Annotated in this window: 18 protein-coding genes and 2 tRNA genes; 12 read left to right on the plus strand and 8 right to left on the minus strand. The window is 45.7% G+C overall.

Going from position 1 to position 18,901, the window contains the following annotated elements:
• Positions 1 to 7: 7 nt before the first annotated feature.
• Genes T2812B_RS07515 through T2812B_RS07525 form a run of 3 tightly spaced genes read right to left on the minus strand, consistent with a single transcriptional unit; the run spans position 8 to position 3,066 of the window.
• Entirely contained in the window at positions 8 to 358 is a 351-nt protein-coding gene (locus tag T2812B_RS07515) for a response regulator (RefSeq protein WP_008195212.1), read from the minus strand.
• Positions 359 to 362: 4 nt separating this feature from the next.
• Entirely contained in the window at positions 363 to 2,630 is a 2,268-nt protein-coding gene (locus T2812B_RS07520; protein WP_008195213.1) for an ATP-binding protein, read from the minus strand.
• A complete protein-coding gene (locus T2812B_RS07525; RefSeq protein ID WP_008195215.1) occupies positions 2,572 to 3,066 on the minus strand; it encodes a Mut7-C RNAse domain-containing protein in 495 nt (164 codons plus the stop codon). Before T2812B_RS07525 ends, T2812B_RS07520 begins: the two co-directional genes overlap by 59 nt.
• A gap of 50 nt (positions 3,067 to 3,116) precedes the next feature.
• Between T2812B_RS07525 and T2812B_RS07530 the strand changes: the two genes are divergently transcribed.
• Genes T2812B_RS07530 through T2812B_RS07575 form a run of 10 tightly spaced genes read left to right on the plus strand, consistent with a single transcriptional unit; the run spans position 3,117 to position 11,501 of the window.
• On the plus strand, positions 3,117 to 4,541 hold the full coding sequence (locus T2812B_RS07530; RefSeq protein WP_008195218.1) for an RtcB family protein: 1,425 nt from the start codon (positions 3,117 to 3,119) through the stop codon (positions 4,539 to 4,541).
• Between the two features lie 31 nt (positions 4,542 to 4,572).
• Positions 4,573 to 4,938, plus strand: coding sequence for a SoxR reducing system RseC family protein (locus T2812B_RS07535; protein WP_231556572.1), 366 nt, complete (start codon positions 4,573 to 4,575; stop codon positions 4,936 to 4,938).
• Between the two features lie 11 nt (positions 4,939 to 4,949).
• Complete coding sequence (locus T2812B_RS07540; RefSeq protein WP_008195222.1) at positions 4,950 to 5,300, plus strand: DRTGG domain-containing protein; 351 nt, start codon at positions 4,950 to 4,952, stop codon at positions 5,298 to 5,300.
• On the plus strand, positions 5,297 to 6,262 hold the full coding sequence (locus T2812B_RS07545) for a CBS domain-containing protein (RefSeq protein WP_008195224.1): 966 nt from the start codon (positions 5,297 to 5,299) through the stop codon (positions 6,260 to 6,262). Before T2812B_RS07540 ends, T2812B_RS07545 begins: the two co-directional genes overlap by 4 nt.
• Positions 6,225 to 6,554, plus strand: a complete 330-nt coding sequence (locus tag T2812B_RS07550) for a DRTGG domain-containing protein (protein WP_008195226.1) — start codon at positions 6,225 to 6,227, stop codon at positions 6,552 to 6,554. Before T2812B_RS07545 ends, T2812B_RS07550 begins: the two co-directional genes overlap by 38 nt.
• Complete coding sequence (locus tag T2812B_RS07555; protein ID WP_008195228.1) at positions 6,551 to 7,249, plus strand: PHP domain-containing protein; 699 nt, start codon at positions 6,551 to 6,553, stop codon at positions 7,247 to 7,249. The genes T2812B_RS07550 and T2812B_RS07555 overlap by 4 nt, the downstream gene beginning before the upstream one ends.
• Positions 7,243 to 8,652, plus strand: coding sequence for a glutamate--tRNA ligase (gltX, locus tag T2812B_RS07560; RefSeq protein WP_008195230.1), 1,410 nt, complete (start codon positions 7,243 to 7,245; stop codon positions 8,650 to 8,652). Before T2812B_RS07555 ends, gltX begins: the two co-directional genes overlap by 7 nt.
• A 2-nt stretch (positions 8,653 to 8,654) precedes the next feature.
• Positions 8,655 to 9,428 (plus strand): alpha/beta hydrolase, encoded by a 774-nt coding sequence (locus T2812B_RS07565; protein ID WP_008195232.1) that lies wholly within the window; start codon positions 8,655 to 8,657, stop codon positions 9,426 to 9,428.
• A gap of 1 nt (position 9,429) precedes the next feature.
• Positions 9,430 to 10,446, plus strand: a complete 1,017-nt coding sequence (locus T2812B_RS07570) for an AI-2E family transporter (RefSeq protein WP_008195235.1) — start codon at positions 9,430 to 9,432, stop codon at positions 10,444 to 10,446.
• 5 nt (positions 10,447 to 10,451) lie between these two features.
• Positions 10,452 to 11,501, plus strand: coding sequence for a lipopolysaccharide assembly protein LapB (locus T2812B_RS07575; RefSeq protein ID WP_008195237.1), 1,050 nt, complete (start codon positions 10,452 to 10,454; stop codon positions 11,499 to 11,501).
• Here the strand turns inward: T2812B_RS07575 and guaB are convergent.
• The 5 genes from guaB to T2812B_RS07600 all read right to left on the minus strand — a co-directional run bounded on the left by guaB (position 11,498) and on the right by T2812B_RS07600 (position 16,819).
• A complete protein-coding gene (gene guaB / locus T2812B_RS07580) occupies positions 11,498 to 12,946 on the minus strand; it encodes an IMP dehydrogenase (RefSeq protein ID WP_008195239.1) in 1,449 nt (482 codons plus the stop codon). The genes T2812B_RS07575 and guaB overlap by 4 nt on opposite strands.
• An 11-nt stretch (positions 12,947 to 12,957) precedes the next feature.
• Complete coding sequence (locus tag T2812B_RS07585) at positions 12,958 to 14,196, minus strand: pitrilysin family protein (protein ID WP_008195241.1); 1,239 nt, start codon at positions 14,194 to 14,196, stop codon at positions 12,958 to 12,960.
• Positions 14,168 to 16,294 carry a polyribonucleotide nucleotidyltransferase gene (gene pnp / locus T2812B_RS07590; RefSeq protein ID WP_008195244.1) on the minus strand — a complete coding sequence of 709 codons (2,127 nt, stop codon included), beginning with the start codon at positions 16,292 to 16,294 and terminating at the stop codon, positions 14,168 to 14,170. Before pnp ends, T2812B_RS07585 begins: the two co-directional genes overlap by 29 nt.
• Positions 16,295 to 16,367: 73 nt before the next feature.
• On the minus strand, positions 16,368 to 16,637 hold the full coding sequence (gene rpsO / locus T2812B_RS07595; RefSeq protein WP_008195245.1) for a 30S ribosomal protein S15: 270 nt from the start codon (positions 16,635 to 16,637) through the stop codon (positions 16,368 to 16,370).
• Positions 16,638 to 16,743: 106 nt separating this feature from the next.
• Positions 16,744 to 16,819: transfer RNA gene (locus tag T2812B_RS07600), tRNA-Gly, on the minus strand.
• 104 nt (positions 16,820 to 16,923) lie between these two features.
• On the opposite strand from T2812B_RS07600, the gene T2812B_RS07605 reads away from it, so the two are divergent.
• Positions 16,924 to 17,000 (plus strand) — tRNA-Met (locus tag T2812B_RS07605).
• Between the two features lie 397 nt (positions 17,001 to 17,397).
• Positions 17,398 to 18,819, plus strand: coding sequence for a hypothetical protein (locus tag T2812B_RS07610; protein WP_008195249.1), 1,422 nt, complete (start codon positions 17,398 to 17,400; stop codon positions 18,817 to 18,819).
• Positions 18,820 to 18,901: the final 82 nt, after the last annotated feature.

Genomic DNA, 18,901 nt, shown 5'->3' on the forward strand with positions numbered 1-18,901 from the left:
TCCTGTGTCACGAAAGTAGCTTCTTCACTTTCTCTTTCAATTCGTCGAAGTTGAACGACTTCACAACGTATTCATCCGCTGCCCACGAAGAAAGATCAGATCTATAATGAGAATAGGCCGTGAGGAGGATAATCTTTGCGTCTTTCTTTTTCTTTCTGATCTCACCGGCTACCTCCAGTCCACTGATACCAGGCATCTCTATGTCGAGAATCACCAGGTCGTAATTCCTGGAGAAGAATTTTTTCAAGGCTTCTTCCCCGTTTTCTGCCGTGTCAACTTCGTAGCCTTCTTCTTGAAGTTCCTCTTTCAAAAGTTCCCTTATGTTCGGCTCATCGTCGACAACCAGTATCCTTTTCATTCTCTCACCTCTTTTCTGGTGTCTTTGGAATTTCGAAGATGAAAACAACCCCGTTTTCTCTGTTTTCTGTCCATATTTTTCCTCCGTGTTCATCCTCTATGATCTTTCTACAAATCGGAAGCCCTAAACCTGTTCCCTGAGTCTTTGTGGTGAAAAACGGTGAGAATATCTTTTCTTTTATCTCCTCCGGTATGGGAGGGCCCGAGTTCCAAATACTCACTCTCACTCTGGTGTACATATCTTCCGACGTTATCTTTATCTTACCATTTTCTCCTGTCGCTTCTATTGCATTTTGAACAAGGTTTATCAGTACCTGCTTTATTCTCGTTCTATCGGCTTCAACTCTGAGGTCTTCGTTGTCCGTCTCAAAACAAAAGTCTAAGTTCATCTTTCTGATCTTTTCCTCGAATAGAACGTAGACCTCTCTTATGAGTTCATTCAAATTGAACTCGGTGAATTCCAGCACCTGCCGTTCTTTGCTGTATTCTAGGATTTCCTTGACGATCGTTTCGAGCCTGGATAGTTCGTTCGTTATTATGTTGATGTATTTCTTCAGCGTCTCTGGATCGTCAAGATGCTTCTTCATGCGCATTATGAAGCCACCTATTATCGTTATTGGATTCCTTATCTCGTGAGCGACTCTTGCTGTCATCTCTCCCAGTATGGAAAGTCTTTCTCTTCTTTTTCTTTCCTCTTCGTATTTGTACAGCTCTGTGACATCGTCGATCGTGATGATGACCCCCTCGAGCAACTGTGTTTTAGCGTTTCTGAAAGGGGAGAATCTTATGTTGAAATACTTTTCTCCGAATTTGTAGAAGTTGAGAAACACGGGTTCTTTGTTTTCAAGAACGCTCTCTGCGACAGATCCGATCTCTTCAAAGCCGGGGAGATCTTTGAGCCTTCTTCCGAGTACGTTTTCTTTCTTCAGACCAAACAGTTGTTCTGCCTTTCTGTTCCATTCGGTTACGCGCCCATCTTTGCTCAGCGTTATGATGGCTGTTTCCAGGCTCTCCAGAATGCTTTCACTGAAGTTCCTGAGGTGTTCCACGAGTTCGTTTTGACGCTGAAGATCCAGAGTCTTCTTTCTCAGGTTTTCGTAATTATATGTGTTCTCCAGAGCAAGGCCTGCACTTTCAGAGAAGAGTTTGAGCACGTCCAGATCCAGATCGGTGACTTCCTTTTTGCTGAATTTGTTATCCACCATCACAACACCAAGAGTGTCCCACCGCCCAACGAGTGGAAAGACTATGAATTCATCGTTTTCAAGAATACTTATGACATCTTCTACTTCGTACCTGATTTTTTCGAGGGTTTCTCTCGAAGTCCTCACTATGCTCTTTCTCAAAACCACCCTTTCGAATATCGGATGTTCTCTGTAGTAAAATCTCTTTCCCCTTATTTTTTCATTGAACTTCGTTTCAAATGAAAATGTGAGCGCCTCCTCCCTTAGAAACTGTACCAGATCTGTGTATCTCAAGGTTCTTTTTCTTAGGTATCTCTTGAGTTCTTCGTGTTCCTGGGGTGTGTCGCCACCCACCGCAGAAACGACGATCAAAGAGCCTGTACCTTCATCTTTTTTGAGAAGAACAGCACGGTCGAAATTGAATCCTCTCTCTGAAACAAGACTGAGCAAAATCACACGGTAAAGGTTGTTCGGATCATAAACAGATCTCATGGCCTGGCTGACGTAGTAAATTATTCTCATTTTCTTTATGTGTTCTTTCTGTATCTCTGAAACTTTCAGCTGTTCTTCGTACGACTTTTTCAATTTCTGGACTTCTTCTTTAAGCCTCCAGAGTTTTTCTGATACGTTTCCGATGAATTCTAAAAGTTTCGTACAGAGTACCTCTTCTTCTTCATCGAATGCGCCTTCGCGAACCACAACAAGATGCAGTTTGTTCTTCCACTCTCTCACACTCGCCCCTGGATGTTTCTTTTTTATCTCATCGATGGAGAGTTTCTCTCCCTTCGAAGAATAAGAAACATCGCCCTCTATCAGATAGACTTCTTCCGCATCCAGAAATTCTCTGACTTTTTTGAGGGAAAACCTGAGAGCTTCCTCTTTCGGATGAACGCACATTGAATCCACAAGAGAGAGTAGCAGCTCATAAACGGTGAGCCTTTTGTGAAGTCTGACGATTTCGAAAGACTCTTCATCATTTGCCACAACTGTGTACTTTCCAAATCTACAGGTGAAACCTTCCCGAGGGATTTCATCCCCGCTTTCCAGAATCCTTATTCCCTTTATCTGTTTCAGTCTCTCCGGAACCATCTGGTATCACTTCCTTCACCCAGTCTAAATGAGATCCTCTCCAAAAGATTCTTCCGCAGCTGGGACATCTGGAGAATTTCTCTGCGTTCAGAAAAACGTACAGAGGCACCTTTTCAATCACTTCCTCACGTGGAGTCGGCAAGAGTTCTCTGTTACAGTACGGGCACCTTGCACGTTCTGGTTTCAGTTTAAAATGTTCTACCACCATTTTCAAATCTTTTTCGTCTTTAATATAGAAGACTTCTTGTCCATATTTTTCGAAAAATTCTATAAGAGAAGGTCTTTTTGTGAGAAGAATTCTACCCTCTTTCCTGCATATCAGAAGGACTTTCCCGGGTTCTTCAGAGTAACAAACCATCACATCTAACCCGAGGGTTCTCAACTTTTTTGCAAGCGGTACCAGCGAGGCATCGACAGCGAAACGAACCTCACTCATAATCTATCCTCCACTATTTAATGATAAACTAAAAGTGGGAGGGAGAAATTATGAAGATAGAAAGACTCGATAAATACATCTGGAGAATTCCAAAAGAGGGAAATATGAAGGTTGACGCGATCGTATTCACGGACGCTGAGAGTGTGAACGATCCTCAGTTCAGAGAAGCGATGAAACAGCTCATGAACGTGGCCACGCTTCCCGGTATCGTGAAATACGCCCTCGCAATGCCGGACATACACTGGGGTTACGGCTTCCCAATAGGAGGAGTCGCCGCCTTCGATGTGAAAGAAGGAATCATCTCGCCAGGTGGTGTTGGTTTCGATATAAACTGTGGAGTACGCCTGATGAAGACAGATCTCACCTACGAAGATGTGAAAGATAGAATAAGACCTCTCGTCGAAGCTATATACGAATTCGTTCCCGCGGGTGTTGGTTCAACGGGAGACATCGTTCTCGGCAAGAAGGGGCTCAGGAAAGTTCTCGTTGAAGGTGCGGAGTGGGCTATCAAGTCAGGGTACGGTCTCGAGGAAGATTTAGAAAGAATCGAGGACGGTGGAAAAATACATCCAGCGGATCCCTCGTACGTATCAGAAGAAGCGTTCGAGAGAGGAAGTGACGAGCTCGGAACTCTCGGTGCGGGAAACCACTTCGTGGAGGTTCAAATGGTTCAGGAAATATACGACGAAGAACTCGCTGAATTTTTTGGGCTGGAGATCGGTACCATCACGGTGATGATCCACTCCGGAAGCAGAGGATTCGGACATCAGGTTGCAACCGACTACATAAGGCTCATGAGGGATAAACTGAAGGAACACAACAAAAATCTACCCGACAAACAGCTCATAAACGCTCCGTTCGAACATCCACTCGGACAGGCCTATTATTCTGCCATGAATTGCGCGGCAAACTATGCGTTCGCGAACAGGGAGATCCTCGGGCATCTCGTTAGAAGAGCTTTCTGGAAAGTGTTCGGGAGAGACACACGTGTTGATCTCATCTACGACGTTGCTCACAACATCGCAAAAGTGGAAGAGTACGAAGTTGACGGAAAAAGAAGAAAACTGGTCGTTCACAGAAAGGGTGCTACACGTTCTCTTGGTCCCGGAAGCGAAAAGGTTCCTTCGATCTACAGAGAAGTGGGACAGCCCGTCATCATACCGGGTGACATGGGGACTGCTTCCTATCTTCTGGTGGGGACAAAGAAAGCCGAAGAAAAGACCTTCGGTTCCACCGCACACGGAGCGGGGAGAGTCCTTGGAAGGTCCGCTGCCCTGAAAAGGCTGGATTACAGAGAAGTTCTCGATGAACTGGCAGAAAAGAATATTGTCGTCATGAGCAAGAGTAAAAAGACTCTGGTTGAAGAAGCTCCTGAGGTTTACAAAGACGTGGATAGAGTGGTGCAGATCGTTCATGAGATAGGTATTTCGAGAAGAGTGGCCAGGATGATTCCTCTTGGTGTTGTGAAGGGGTGATACCATCGTAGAAAAAATGTATGTTCGAGAAGTGAAAGACGGGAAAGTGGTGGTGACAAAAGCTAGAACGAGCGCTTGTGGGAGTTGCCCGGCAAAGAACATCTGTCTTTCCGACAACGAGATAAAACTCGAGATAGACTGGTGTGGAGAAGATTTGAAGCCCGGTGATGAGGTTATGGTAGACATACCCGAGTACGATCCTTTGAAGGTATCAACACTCGTTTATTTTCTTCCCCTTGTGATATTCGCGGTGACTGTGATAACTGGATACCTTTTTAGGCTGAAAGATTGGGTAACCTTCGTACTTGCGCTGGGAAGCGTTTTCGCCTATTATTCTCTGCTTCGTTTCAGAAGAAAAGACAGAAAACCTCCTAGAATTCTCAGGAAGGTTTCTTAGGAGGTGTTTATGTGACAGTAGAAGAGATCGCCAGAATCGTGGAAGGAGAGATCCTTTGTGGAGACAAAGATCTGAACATAGAAAGAGCCGTTGCCACAGATCTCATGAGTGATGTTCTCGCGTTTGCTGAGCCGAACGTTCTTCTGATCACAGGGCTTCACTCTCCACAGGCCGTGCGAACCGCCATGGTGGTGGGGATACCCGCTGTTCTCTTCGTCAGAAAAAAAGATATTCCTGAGACTATAGTCAATTTTGCGAAAGAATGCAACATCACCGTTCTTGCAACGAATCTTTCCATGTTCGAAACTTGTGGCAGACTTTACATGAACGGTTTGAAGCCCGTCAGGAGAGGGGTAGAATGAGCGTTTCCATCATAGACAGATTGCAAGCCATTTTCCAGGATGTTAGAGTTTCCGAATTCATGAATCCGGACGTTATATACGTAACACCGGACAAGACGCTTCTTCACGTGAAAGAGATTATGAGGATAAAGAGGATCTCAGGTGTGCCCGTAGTGGATGACAAAAAACGGGTAGTGGGAATCGTCAGTTTGGAAGACATTATAAAGGCCCTCGAGGGAAGTTACATAAAAGACAGGGTTGAAAAGCGCATGACGAAGAACGTGGTGTGTTTGAAAGAAACAGACACCCTCCAGGACGCCGTCAAGACCTTTGAGAAATACGGTTACGGGAGATTTCCCGTTGTCGACGATGAGGGAAAACTTGTGGGGATCGTGACAAAGCACGACATCATCTATTTTCTTCTGGCAAAACTCGGCATCATGTACCTGCACGACAAAAGGATGGAAGAAGTCCTGGAAAAAGGAACCTCACTGATCACGGGAGAAGTCCTGGAAAAAGGAAAAGCGGATTTTGTTTTCCACATAGATTACTTCGATGTGAACATGATCGGAATAGGGGCTTCCAAATTGAAGAGGTTTCTCCTGGAGCGAGGAGTGGATGAAGAACTGGCAAGAAGAATCGCAATAGCTACTTATGAAGCGGAAGCAAACGTTGTCATCCACAGCGAATCCGATGGATACATATATTGCTTTATCGACGATGAGAAAATCACGGTGAGGGTAGAAGACAGAGGAAAAGGGATAGAAAATCTGGAACTCGCGATGAGAGAAGGCTATTCAACAGCTCCAGACCACATCAGGGAGCTCGGCTTTGGTGCAGGGATGGGGCTTCCAAACATGAAAAGGTACTCCGATAAGATGGTCATCATCTCAGAAGTGGGAAAGGGTGTAATCGTTGAGATGGTGTTCTTCAGGAGGGATAGAAGTGAGGATAGGGGAGATAGTGGAAAAACTGGGGCTTGAACATGTGTGCGGTGATCTGAACACGGAAGTGGAACACGGTTTCACCTGTGACCTTTTGAGTGAAGTGCTGGGGAAAGCCCAGCCTTCGACACTCTGGATCACGGTGCAGTCTCACGTCAACATAATAGCGGTTGCCACAGTTGTCGGAATAAAGGGAATCGTTCTCTGTGACGGTCATGAATATGAAAAGGACACTGTAAAGAAGGCAGAGGAGAACGGTGTGGTGCTCCTCAAATCTCAGGAGAACTCCTTCATGGTTTCCGGGAAGGTGTACGAGCTGGGGTTGAGATGAAGGCAGACTTACATGTGCACACGTGTCTGTCACCGTGCGCAGATCTGCTCATGATACCGCCCGTTGTGGAGAGAGCATCGAGGGATATACAGATTCTCGGCATAGTTGATCACAACAGCGCAAAAAACGTCCCTGCTTTTCTGAAAATGAAGAAACTCGTTGTCCCTGGAATAGAGATACAGACAGTGGAAGATGTTCACGTGCTCGGTTTTTTTTCCGATGTTGAAAGCGCATTGAAAGTCACGAAGATCGTTTACGAACATCTTCCATCGGTGAAACACGATCATGAGAAAATGGGTTACCAGCTCTTTGTTGACGAAGAGGGAAATTACACTGGCTACGAAGACGTTCCGCTTGGTTTTCCTTCAGATCTCACACTGTCTCAGGCTGTGGAATTGATTCGATCCTATGGAGGGATGCCGGTTTACGCGCATGTTGAGAAGAGATTCGGTGTCTTGTATCAGCTCGGCTTCTTTCCAGATCTCGAGGTTCCTGTTGCTGAAGTGGTGAGTAGAGAAGGAAAAGAAAATGCCCGGAAGAAAAATCTCAGGGTGATAGTGACATCGGACGCCCATTTTCCCTCTGATGTAGGAAGAAGGTATATCGACGTATTTGGAGCGCCGCGTTCACCCGAGGAGGTACTGAAGAAGATACTCAACAGCGAATACACACTGGGAGGTGTTCTGAATTGGTAAGGGTGAGATTCGCACCGAGCCCCACAGGTTTTCTCCACGTTGGAGGAGCTCGAACCGCTCTGTTCAACTTTCTTTTCGCGCGGAAAGAAAAAGGAAAGTTCATCCTCAGAATAGAAGACACCGATCTGGAGAGATCTGAGAGGGAGTACGAAGAGAAGCTCATGGAATCTCTCAGGTGGCTTGGTCTTCTGTGGGATGAAGGACCGGACGTGGGAGGAGACCACGGTCCGTACAGGCAGAGCGAGAGAGTAGAAATATACAGAGAATACGCTGAAAGGCTTGTAAAGGAGGGGAAGGCCTATTACGTTTACGCTTACCCTGAGGAGATAGAAGAGATGAGGGAGAAACTCCTTTCTGAAGGAAAAGCACCTCACTACTCTCAGGAGATGTTCGAAAAGTTTGATACTCCCGGGAGAAGAAAGGAATACGAAGAAAAGGGTTTGAGGCCGGCTGTGTTCTTCAAGATGCCCAGAAAAGACTACGTACTGAACGATGTGGTTAAAGGTGAGGTTGTGTTCAAGACAGGAGCAATTGGGGATTTTGTGATAATGAGAAGCAACGGTCTTCCCACCTACAATTTCGCCTGTGTGGTGGATGACATGCTCATGGAAATAACACACGTTATCCGTGGAGACGACCATCTCTCGAACACACTGAGACAGCTCGCTCTCTACGAAGCGTTTGAAAAGGCTCCCCCCGTTTTTGCGCACGTTTCCACCATACTGGGACCTGATGGAAAAAAACTGAGCAAGAGACATGGAGCCACTTCTGTGGAAGCGTTCAGAGACATGGGATATCTCCCGGAGGCGCTTGTCAACTATCTGGCACTTCTTGGATGGTCTCATCCAGAGGGTAAAGAACTCCTCACTCTTGAAGAATTGATTTCTTCGTTTTCTCTGGACAGGCTCAGCCCGAACCCTGCGATTTTCGACCCACAGAAGTTGAAATGGATGAACGGTTACTATTTGAGAAACATGCCGATTGAGAAGCTCGCAGAACTGGCAAAGCCGTTCTTTGAGAAAGCCGGGATAAAAATAATCGACGAGGAGTACTTTAAAAAGGTACTGGAAATCACAAAAGAGAGAGTGGAGGTGCTTTCAGAATTTCCTGAAGAATCCCGTTTCTTCTTTGAAGATCCAGCACCTGTTGAAATACCGGAAGAAATGAAAGGAGTGTTTTCACAGCTCAAAGAAGAGCTCCAGAACGTTCGGTGGACTATGGAAGAAATCACACCCGTCTTCAAGAAAGTACTGAAACAACACGGTGTAAAGCCAAAAGAATTCTATATGACACTGAGAAGGGTCCTGACCGGTAGAGAAGAAGGTCCTGAACTCGTCAACATTATTCCTCTTCTTGGAAAGGAGATCTTTTTGAGAAGAATAGAAAGATCTCTGGGGGGATGAGAATGAACATCCAGAAACACGGAGAAGACTGGAAAGGTACGGTTGTGATCGTACACGGTCTCGGTGAACACTCCGGGAGGTACAGAAGACTTGTGAGGGAATTCGTCTCAGAGGGTGTTCAGGTGGTCACATTCGATCTACCGGGTCACGGCAAATCTCCCGGAAGAAGAGGGCACCTTCGTTTTGATGACGTTTTTAAAATATTGAACGAGATCACGAAGGACCTGGAAAGGTTCGTGCTCTTTGGTCACAGTCTCGGTGGATTGATAGCTATCAGATTCACTCAGATTTTTCAGCCAGAGAACCAGAAAGGTTTGGTGGTGTCGGCCCCCGCTATCCTGCTTCCAGATACCCATTCTCCGGTCCTTGAATTCATGGTGAGGTTTCTGTCCTTTTTTGTTCCATTCCTCACGATGAGCAACGGGATAAACCCGAGCGATCTTTCCAGGAACAGAGAAGCGGTGGAAGCGTACATAAGAGATCCCCTCGTTCACGACAGGATCTCTTTCAAGCTCGCTTCAGATATGCTCTCCCATATGAAAAAGGTTCTTAAAGACGCTGAAAGGATAAAGGTTCCAGTTCTCATTCTTCACGGAACCGATGACAGGGTGGTGTCTTTTGAGGGAAGCAAGAAGTTTTTCGAAGCGCTGAACACAGAGAAAAAACTGGTGAGCTTTCCTGGAGGATACCATGAACTTTTTGAAGATCCAGAGCACCAGAAAGAGTTTTTCAAAACGATAGTCGAGTGGAGTCTCGAAAAACTCGGAGGGAAATAAGTTGAAGGAGTTCAGGAAGATCTTAGAGGACAAAGCTTTTTTCTTCACGACACTGTACATATTGATTTCATTTCTCGTATTCAAAATTTTCCCGGATGTCTTTGCAGTGATTGTGTTGATGGTGTTCTTCACACTCCTTCTAGATCCGGTCATTCGTTTCCTGGAGAAGCTGAAATTTGGAAAGTACTTCTCCAGGATAGCTGCACTTCTTCTCTTCTTTTTCGTGATGGTTTATTCGCTTTACATGATCATACCTCCTGTTTTCAACGAGTTTGGGAGTTTCATCGAATTCATGACAAAAGTTTTTGAAAGCAAGATATGGAAAGACTACATAAAATCTCCTGAATTGATGCCGGTGTTCGATAAGATCATGAATTTTCTTGAACCAAAGCTCACAGATTTCCTGAACTATGTCTTTTCGCTCGTGACAACGAATTTTGTCTCTGTTACCACGATAATTGTTTTCACGCTTTTCGGCCTCGGCTACACCGTGTTCTATATTCGCGAAATAGCCAGCTTCTTTGTCCTCATCTATCCAAAAAGTGTAAGAGCGGAAGCGAGAGAATTTTTCCGTGATGTGTACGCGAGTATGGGAAGGTACATAAGGGTCATCTTCATAAATGCTGTGATAATAGGACTCTCTTACTGGGTTGTTTTCGAAGCTTTCAACTTGAAGTACAGCGCCATCATAAGTCTCTGGGCTTTTGTGACCAACTTCATTCCAATCGTTGGAGTGGTCCTGGAATACATCCCTGTACTTCTTTTTTCTCTCACTCTCGGTGTGAAAGGTGTTCTTCTCATAGCACTCTTTGCAATCCTCATACATGCCGTTGCCTTCGTTGTCTTCATTCAGCTGATGAAAGGCCTCGAAAAGCTGAATCCCGTTTACATAATCTTGTCCATCCTGTTTTTTGGGAAACTCTTCGGATTGTTCGGATCTTTTGTGGGAGTGCCGCTCGCTCTGTTTTTCAAAGTCTTCTGGAGGAAATTTCTCAGGCCCCTTTTTGAGGCGGGGTGAGAGTTTTGAGAATTATCTTCATTCTTCTTCTACTGATACCTTCTCTTCTGACGATGGCGCTATCTCTTGAGGAGATAAAAGACCTCTCAAAAACGAATCTGGACAACGCCATAGATCTTTTTCTCGACTACATGAAAAAACACCCCTCTGATCCAGAATTAGAAAATGTTGGAGAGTTTCTCTTTGCCAAAAAAAAGCTCGTTGAAAAACACCCCTCCCTCTCTCGAGAAATCATCTCAGAAGACTTTCAAGCTCTCCTTGAAAAACTAAGAGACACAGAAGAAGTGTTTTCCGAGGAAGAAGTTCCCCTGCTGGAAAAAATCTTTCCAGAGCTGAAGAGTTTTGCTGAGAAACTGCAAGACGTGGAGGAATTTCTCTCTTCACCATTTTTCTGGAAGCTCGGCATCAGTTTGAAATTAGAAAACCCCGAGAAGTTCGCCGAAGATCTTGTGAACAGGTTTCTTGAAGATCCTTTCGTGTTCTCATTCGAGGTGGTGGAAGCTCTCTCGAAGGTGGAAAATGCCGAAGAAATAGCCTACCATCTTGTGAGAAAAGCAAAGGAGATACCTCTGAAAGAGGAGAATTACTCCTATATTCTGAGACTTTTTGAAGTGGCACATCACTTGGGATACAGTGAAACAGACGAACTCGAAGAACAGATAAAGAAATACTTTTCCATCTCTGCAAAGGTGGACGCCTCTGGGAACGTGGAGGAGATCCTCGACGAGTACGAACAGCTCACCATTCCCAAAGAAAAGCTCAGAGAAAAACTGGCCGCTGTTTCGAAAAAGTCGGAGGTGTCTGAAGAGAACAAAGATAGATATTACCCGTTTCTCCCTGTTCTTCTTGCTCTCCCGTTTCTTTCTGCTCGATTCAGAGCGTCTTTTTACAGGAGAATCGGCATGAAAAAAAGAGCAGCTTCGATTTATTTGAAGCTGCTCCAGAAACAGCCGGAAAACGTGAAGCTTCGATTGAAGCTCGCCCGTCTTTACGAAGAAATCGGCATGCACGAAGAAGCGATGAAAGAGTACGAAATCATAAAGAAACTCTCTTAAGCCTGGACCCAGTAGTTCGGAGATTCTTTCGTTATGATGATGTCGTGTGGATGGCTTTCTTTCACTCCAGCTGGAGTGATTTTCACGAAGACTGCCTTTTCCTGGAGTTCTTTTATTGTTCTGGCACCGATGTATCCCATACCGGATCTGAGTCCGCCCACAAGCTGATGCACCACGTCTTTTACGGTTCCTTTGTACGGCACCATACCCTCTATTCCTTCGGGGACAAACTTGTTTTCCCCTTCCTGGCCGTATCTGTCCGCACTTCCAGATCTCATAGCGCCAAGGCTACCCATACCTCTGTAGGCCTTGTACTTTCTACCCTGATACAGTATCGTTTCTCCCGGTGCCTCTTCGGTACCGGCGAAGATACTTCCGACCATGACACTCTCGGCACCGGCTGCAAGTGCTTTCACGATGTCTCCAGAGTATCTGATTCCTCCATCCGCTATGATGGGAACATCGTACTTTCTCGCAACTTCAGAACATTCCATAACGGCTGTGAGCTGCGGAACACCAACACCAGCTACCACTCTCGTTGTACAGATCGATCCGGGACCCACACCTACTTTCACAGCGTCTGCTCCTGCCTTTATGAGCGCCTCCGTTCCTTCCGGGGTCGCCACATTTCCGGCCACTACCGGCAAATACGGGTAGTCCGCTTTTATCATCTCGAGGGTCTCTATCACTCTTCTGGAGTGACCGTGAGCGGTATCTATGACGATCACATCCACACCCGCTTTTACGAGCTTTTCCACCCTTTCCATGGTTTCAGGACTCGTTCCAACCGCTGCACCCACGAGAAGCCTTCCCTTTTCGTCCCTCGCCGCGTTGGGATGTTCTATCACACTCATTATGTCCTTGATGGTGATCAATCCCACGAGCTTGTTGTCTTTTGAGACGAGGGGAAGTTTCTCTATTCTGTGCTGGTGGAGAATTTCTTTTGCTTTTTCAAGGGAGATGTCTGGAGGGGCAACGATGAGCTTTTCTCTCGGTGTCATCAGGTCTTTTATCTTCTTTGAAAGGTTCTTTTCGAACCTGATGTCTCTGTTTGTAAGCAGGCCAACAAGCCTTCCCTCTTCGTCTACAACGGGGAGTCCACCTATTTTGTACTCCGCCATGAGATCGAAAGCTTCTTTCACTGTCATATCCGGAGTTACGGTGATGGGGTCGTATATGATGCCGTTTTCGGTCTTCTTCACGATCGATACCTGGCGTGCCTGTTCATCGGGAGTGAGATTCTTGTGAATGATTCCAATGCCACCTTCTCTTGCAAGAGCCTTTGCCAGAGCCGCTTCGGTCACTGTATCCATGGCGGCACTCACAAGTGGTATGTTTATTCGTAACTGTCTTGTAAGCCTGGTGTCTATTTTCACGTCTTTTGGGAGGACTTCGCTGTACTGTGGAACAAGCAACACGTCGTCAAAGGTCAGGGCTTCTTTCATCTAATCCCTCCTCAAACGATCATCTCGTGTTTTTCAATAATCTTCCCGGACTCGGGTCCTATCCCGAACACACTCCAGTTACCAGCAATAAATCTCTCGTAGGCCCTTCTGTAGTCTTCTTTCGAAACGTTCTTTATTCTTTCGACCCTTTCCTCTATGGTTTCCAGAGAGTCATTAGAGAGATTATCGATCACGAAACTCATCATGCCGGCTGGATTGTCTGTGACCATATCGAGCTTTCCAAGGTATCTCGTCTTTCCGTATTCGAAATTCTTCATGAAGAGAGATTCATTGGAGAGAACTTCTTTCATTTTCAAGAAGAACTCATCTATCTTTTCAGGAGAAAGAGCCGCGTACACGATGATGACTCCTGTTTCCTTCAGCGCGTAGATCTGAGAGAACACATCGTAAACGAAGCCCTCTTTCTCCCTTATTTCGTGGAACAAGATGGAGCTCATACCACTTCCCAGAGCAGTATTGAGAACATAAAGCGGGTATATATCTTCGCTGTTTCTTCCACAGATGGGTCTTGCCAAGGCAATGTGTACCTGCTCCAGGTCGTTCCTCACGATGTATCTGGGTTCTGTGTGTTCGAACGAAGGTGGAGGTGGAAGAGGATCTCCTGGCTTGTTCCTTTCTAATTCGCTCAATTCTTTTTCCAAAAGAGAAAGATAGTCGTCATTTATTTTTCCAGCGAGGATGATTTTGGTATCCGGGAGATTGTAGTTTTTCCTGTGATACTCTCTGAGATCTTCCGACGAGATCTTCTCAATAGTTTCCTTCCTTCCAATGATGGGCCTTCCGTAGGGCCCGGGCCAGACAGTTTCCACCAGAGTATCGAAGAGTTTACTGGTTGGATCATCCTGGGACATCTTGTACTCTTCAAGAATGACCTTTCTCTCTATCTCGGTGTCTTCGGGAGAGAAAATGGGATAAAAAGTTATCTCTTTCAACACGTTCAGCGTTTTTTCGAAGTGAAACTCCGGAACTTTTGCATAATAAGCGGTGGCGAGTTTATCGGTGAAGGCGTTGAGAGTTCCTCCAACCACTTCTACAGTGTACTTGAGAGAAAAGTGATCGTAGCTTTTTGTTCCTCTGAAGGCCATGTGTTCTATGAAATGGGAGATCCCCGCAAGTTCTTCTGGCTCGTGAGCGGATCCCTTTTTAATTAAAAAGGCGCAGGAGATCGTCCGCGCCTTGTCAAATGGTATGGTGAAAATCTCAATTTCGTTTACTGTGTGTCTTTCCATGCTGAGTGTTTTCCCCCTCTGTGACACGTTTGAACTGCAGTCTTCCGAGGTCGTCTATGTTGATCACCTGTACCTTTATGGTATCACCGACTTTCACCTTTTTCAAGAACTGCCTCATATCTTCCCCTACTTTGCTCTGATGGAGGAGGCCTATCTTGCCCGGTCGCACCTCTATGAACAATCCGTAAGGCTCTATCCTTGTGATCTTTCCTTCCAGAACTTCTCCCACTTCTATTTCTTTGGCTATTTCCCTTATGAGTGCGATGGCCTTGTCAACGTTTTCTTCAGAACTTCCAACGACCTTGACGAGACCTGTTTCGTCGTCGATCTCCACCTTCACATCGAAGTCTTTTATGATCTTCTTTATCACTCTGCCTCCAGGTCCTATGACATCCGCCACTTTCTCTGGATCGACCTTGGTTACCTTTATGATCGGTGCATACTTGGACAGATGTGGTCTTGGAGCAGAGATGGTTTCATACATCCTGTCGAGAATGTACATTCTCGCTTCCCTTGCCTGCATGAGCGCTTTCATGAGGAGTTCATCTGAGACACCTGAGACCTTACAGTCCATCTGGAAGGCGGTGATTCCGTCTCTTGTTCCAGCCACTTTGAAGTCCATATCACCGTAGTGGTCTTCCATTCCAATGATGTCTGTGAGTATGATCTCGGCGTCTTCTTCGAGAATGAGCCCCATCGCTATTCCTGCAACGTGTTTCTTGATAGGAACTCCAGCATCCATCAGCGCCAGGGATCCTGAACACACCGTGGCCATTGAGGAAGAACCGTTGGACTCCAGGATCTCAGAAACCACTCTTATGGTGTAGGGGAACTCTTCTTCGGGTGGAAGCATGTTCTTCAGAGCTCTTTCTGCCAGATGTCCATGCCCGATTTCCCTTCTGCTGGGACCTCTGAGCGGCTTCACCTCTCCTGTACAGAACGGAGGGAAGTTGTAATGCAACATGAACCTCTTGACACCCTCTTCGAGGAGTGTGTCTATGATCTGAACGTCCATGGGAGCGCCAAGAGTAACGATACCGAGACTCTGTGTTTCCCCTCTGGTGAAAAGAGCAGAGCCATGTGTTCTCGGGAACAATCCAACCTCGCAGGAGATGGGTCTGATCTCGGTCGGTTTTCTCCCGTCCGCTCTGATACCCTTCTCCACTATCAATCTCCTCATTGTTTTTTTGACGGCATCTTCATAGAGTTCCGAGACAAAGGGTTTGATTCCTTCCAAATCGGTTACGGACAATTTTTCTGCAATCTGATTCAGAAGCTGTTCTTCGTACTCTTTGAGAGCCACTTCTCTTTCCTTCTTCACCTTTACGAGGATTCTTCTTTCCAGTTCTTCTTTGTTTAGAAGATCTTTGAAAGCCTCAACGAGGCCTTCAGGTGGTGTGGGCTCGACAACGGGGATTTTCTCCACGTTGAACTCTGAGAGAATCTCTTCCTGGAAATCGACTAGTTCTTTTATGACGGAGTGGGCGAATCTCAAGGCCTTCACCATATCTTCTTCTGTTACTTCTTTTGCTTCACCTTCGACCATGGTGACAGCGTCTTTTGTTCCAGCAACGGTGATATCCATCAGACCCTTTTCTATGTCTTCCTCACTGGGTAAGGCTATGAACTGTCCGTCTCTGTAACCAACCCTAATACCCGCCACTATACCTTCAAACGGTATCTTTGAAACGTTCAATGCGAGGGACGCGGCAAAGATTCCCACAACGTCCGGTGGAACGTTCGGATCCACCGAAAGCACGGTCACGATAACCTGAACCTCGTTTCTGAGCTTTTTCGGGAAAAGAGGCCTTATTGGCCTGTCGATGAGACGGGCTGAGAGAATGGCAGATTCACTGGGCTTCCCCTCTCTTTTGATAAAACCACCGGGAATCTTTCCCGCAGCGTAGAACCTTTCCTGGAACTCAACGGTGAGAGGTACAAAGTCGATTCCTTCCACTGCTTTGTCTGAAATGTTTGCGGTTGCCAGAACAACTGTGTCACCAAACCTCACCAGGGCTGAACCACTCGATTGTTTCGCCACTTTTCCATACTGAACTACGAGTTCTCTTCCAAGGATGTTACGTCGCCATTCCTTCATATTCCTATCACCTCTACCCAATCAATTTAAATCAGGAAGCGGGCAACAAGCCCGCTTCCCCCTCCTCAGAATTTTATTTCCTGATTCCTAGCTTGGCGATGAGTTCTCGATAAACTTCCGGTTTCTTGTGCCTCAAGTACTTCAACATCTTCCTTCTTCTTCCGATCATCTTCATGAGTCCTCTTCTGGAGTGGAAATCCTTTGGATGCTTTCTCAGGTGCTCTGTCAAATGTTTGATCCTCGCAGTGAGAAGAGCGATCTGCACCTCAACGGATCCTGTGTCGTTCTCGTGGATCTGGAATTCTTTGATGATTTCGTTTTTCTTTTCAGGGTCGAGCGACACCACCAAACACCTCCGTCTTATTAGTCTCCGCCAGCCCAGGTTCTTCCCCAGACTGGGGTCAAGGATGATTATACCACAAAAACATACCCCGGCATGTGCCGGGTTGTGGAGCGGGCGACGGGATTCGAACCCGCGACCCCCAGCTTGGGAAGCTGGTGCTCTACCAGCTGAGCTACACCCGCTCGTCTGTTTTTAATTTTATCATATACCACAGAGAACTTGCAAGATACCCTCCCCTTGACAGGCAACAAAAGAAATGCTATATTATAAAAACGGAATTAGACGGTGCGGGGTGGAGCAGTCTGGCAGCTCGTTGGGCTCATAACCCAAAGGTCGTGGGTTCAAATCCCACCCCCGCTACCAGAGACAGCGCTTAAACTTAAGTTCAACACAAGTTTCTTGGTAACACACCGCTTCCGAAGTAAGCCGGGCACACAGCCCGGCTTTTGTTTTTATATACTAAGCCTGTTTTTTTTTTACAACCGGGCTTTTTGTGCGTATGAAGATGAAAAGCCTCAGGTACACAAAATTGTTACATTCAAACTGCGGATCATAAATTATTATAATTGATATGTAGAAGGAAAGTGATACAATTCGGTTTATTTTTGGAGGTCCCATGTTTTCTGTCATAAGGCAAGATTTGTGTAAAGCAAAGACAAAATACAATTAACAATTGTGATACAATAATTGTGATATAATGTAGTTAACAACTTTATGTGATACAATATAGTTAACAACTTTTCAGTTGGGGGTGTAAAGTATGCGTTTCAGGATGTTTCTTCAGGGTATTCTTGTCGCGGCAATTTTACTCTTTTTGACTGCCTGTCCTGGACCATCTTCTGTTACCCCGGGAACTTCTACAACCCTTGTCGAAGAAGGTTTGAATGCTCTCAACAGTGGTAACACCGACGAAGCAAAGAGCTACTTCGAATCAGTTTTACAGAGTGATCCTGACAATCCAGAAGCAAATGCGGGAATGGGAGTAATTCTGACTTTTGAAGCTATAAATGATTTATCAAATTTTTTGCTTGAAACCATGTCACAGGTTCTTCCTCTAATACCATCTGCTCCTGTAAGAGGTGTTGGATTAAACAGCGAGACAGTACTTCCACTGGCAAAATTCCTCATTGGGAAGTTTATGAGTATTCCAAGAGACGCCACTACGAGACAAACAAATGGAATGACTTACGAAGAATTCTTGCAGTTTTTGAGAAATCTCAACGATAAACTGTCTGATGCTGAAAAGTGTCTAAAAACGGCTATTGAAGGTCATGCGAGTTTCGACTTCCATGTGAATGCATTGGACTGGGATGGAGATGGGACATCAGAGCCGTACGCACCCTTGAGAATCACTGATGGTACACACACGTATGAATTGTATGAAATCTTGTACGGGATAGAAGAGCCTGTCTTTGAATCCACTCCTGTTATCGATCAAGCCGGAGGAGATGCCTGGTTCGACTTTGAAACTGTGTCTGCTGCTTTGAGAGGAGAACCTCTGCCGAGCAGTATCGGTTTCACGGACAGTGATTACATTTCTATCGATGAAGGAGAACTTGCGTACATTCTTGCTCTTGTAGAAGCATTGAAAGCAGGAATAGATTTACCGTTAACTTGGAATCTAACATTACCTGAAGATTTTCCTAATCCCGCGAATTACGAAGATCCTCTCGCTTGGGAACTTGATGTTTTAGCGTACATCGATGGGAAAGGTGACGGTAACGTAGATTACAGAATTATAAACCCCTTAGATGATGGTGGTGAGTGGAACGCCCTTGACCCATTTTTGACATTTAATGAGAATGGAGCGACGTATCTTGCGGATTTTGTTGAGAGTGTGCAGGAACTTGCCTGGGCAATTCTTCAGCTGGATAGCGATGTAGAGAATGATCCAGCTGATATTCATGATTTAACAAGTAGTTATTATGTTGAAGATGTCGTGGATGATCAGGGAGAAGGTCAACTTCTAGAACTCGTACGTTTCGGGACAATCACGATCCCACTTTCTATGGAAAGTGAAGAATACACCATGATTGTACATCTGCACAAGCTTAAAGAAAACTCTGCAAACTACGACAACCTGAAGAAATACTTCCCAACACTTGAATGGGATGAAACAGGTGCTACCACTCCGACCTACTGGCCTGATGAGACTTTCGGTGGATTGTTAGAGTCCCCATAATATTAACTAATACTCAGCCCGGCTTCTGCCGGGCTTTTTATCTTGTGCGAATTTTCTGGAATCACGAAAAAGCGGCTTCAAT

The organism is Thermotoga sp. 2812B (genome assembly GCF_000789335.1).
Classification (GTDB): Bacteria; Thermotogota; Thermotogae; order Thermotogales; family Thermotogaceae; genus Thermotoga; species Thermotoga maritima.

Bases quoted from the DNA above. Each gene is read 5' to 3' on its own strand.
- T2812B_RS07515 (WP_008195212.1), bottom strand. From the start codon at position 358: ATGAAAAGGATACTGGTTGTCGACGATGAGCCGAACATAAGGGAACTT.
- T2812B_RS07520 (WP_008195213.1), bottom strand. From the start codon at position 2,630: ATGGTTCCGGAGAGACTGAAACAGATAAAGGGAATAAGGATTCTGGAA.
- T2812B_RS07525 (WP_008195215.1), bottom strand. From the start codon at position 3,066: ATGAGTGAGGTTCGTTTCGCTGTCGATGCCTCGCTGGTACCGCTTGCA.
- T2812B_RS07530 (WP_008195218.1), top strand. From the start codon at position 3,117: ATGAAGATAGAAAGACTCGATAAATACATCTGGAGAATTCCAAAAGAG.
- T2812B_RS07545 (WP_008195224.1), top strand. From the start codon at position 5,297: ATGAGCGTTTCCATCATAGACAGATTGCAAGCCATTTTCCAGGATGTT.
- T2812B_RS07555 (WP_008195228.1), top strand. From the start codon at position 6,551: ATGAAGGCAGACTTACATGTGCACACGTGTCTGTCACCGTGCGCAGAT.
- T2812B_RS07565 (WP_008195232.1), top strand. From the start codon at position 8,655: ATGAACATCCAGAAACACGGAGAAGACTGGAAAGGTACGGTTGTGATC.
- guaB (WP_008195239.1), bottom strand. From the start codon at position 12,946: ATGAAAGAAGCCCTGACCTTTGACGACGTGTTGCTTGTTCCACAGTAC.
- T2812B_RS07585 (WP_008195241.1), bottom strand. From the start codon at position 14,196: ATGGAAAGACACACAGTAAACGAAATTGAGATTTTCACCATACCATTT.
- pnp (WP_008195244.1), bottom strand. From the start codon at position 16,294: ATGAAGGAATGGCGACGTAACATCCTTGGAAGAGAACTCGTAGTTCAG.
- T2812B_RS07610 (WP_008195249.1), top strand. From the start codon at position 17,398: ATGCGTTTCAGGATGTTTCTTCAGGGTATTCTTGTCGCGGCAATTTTA.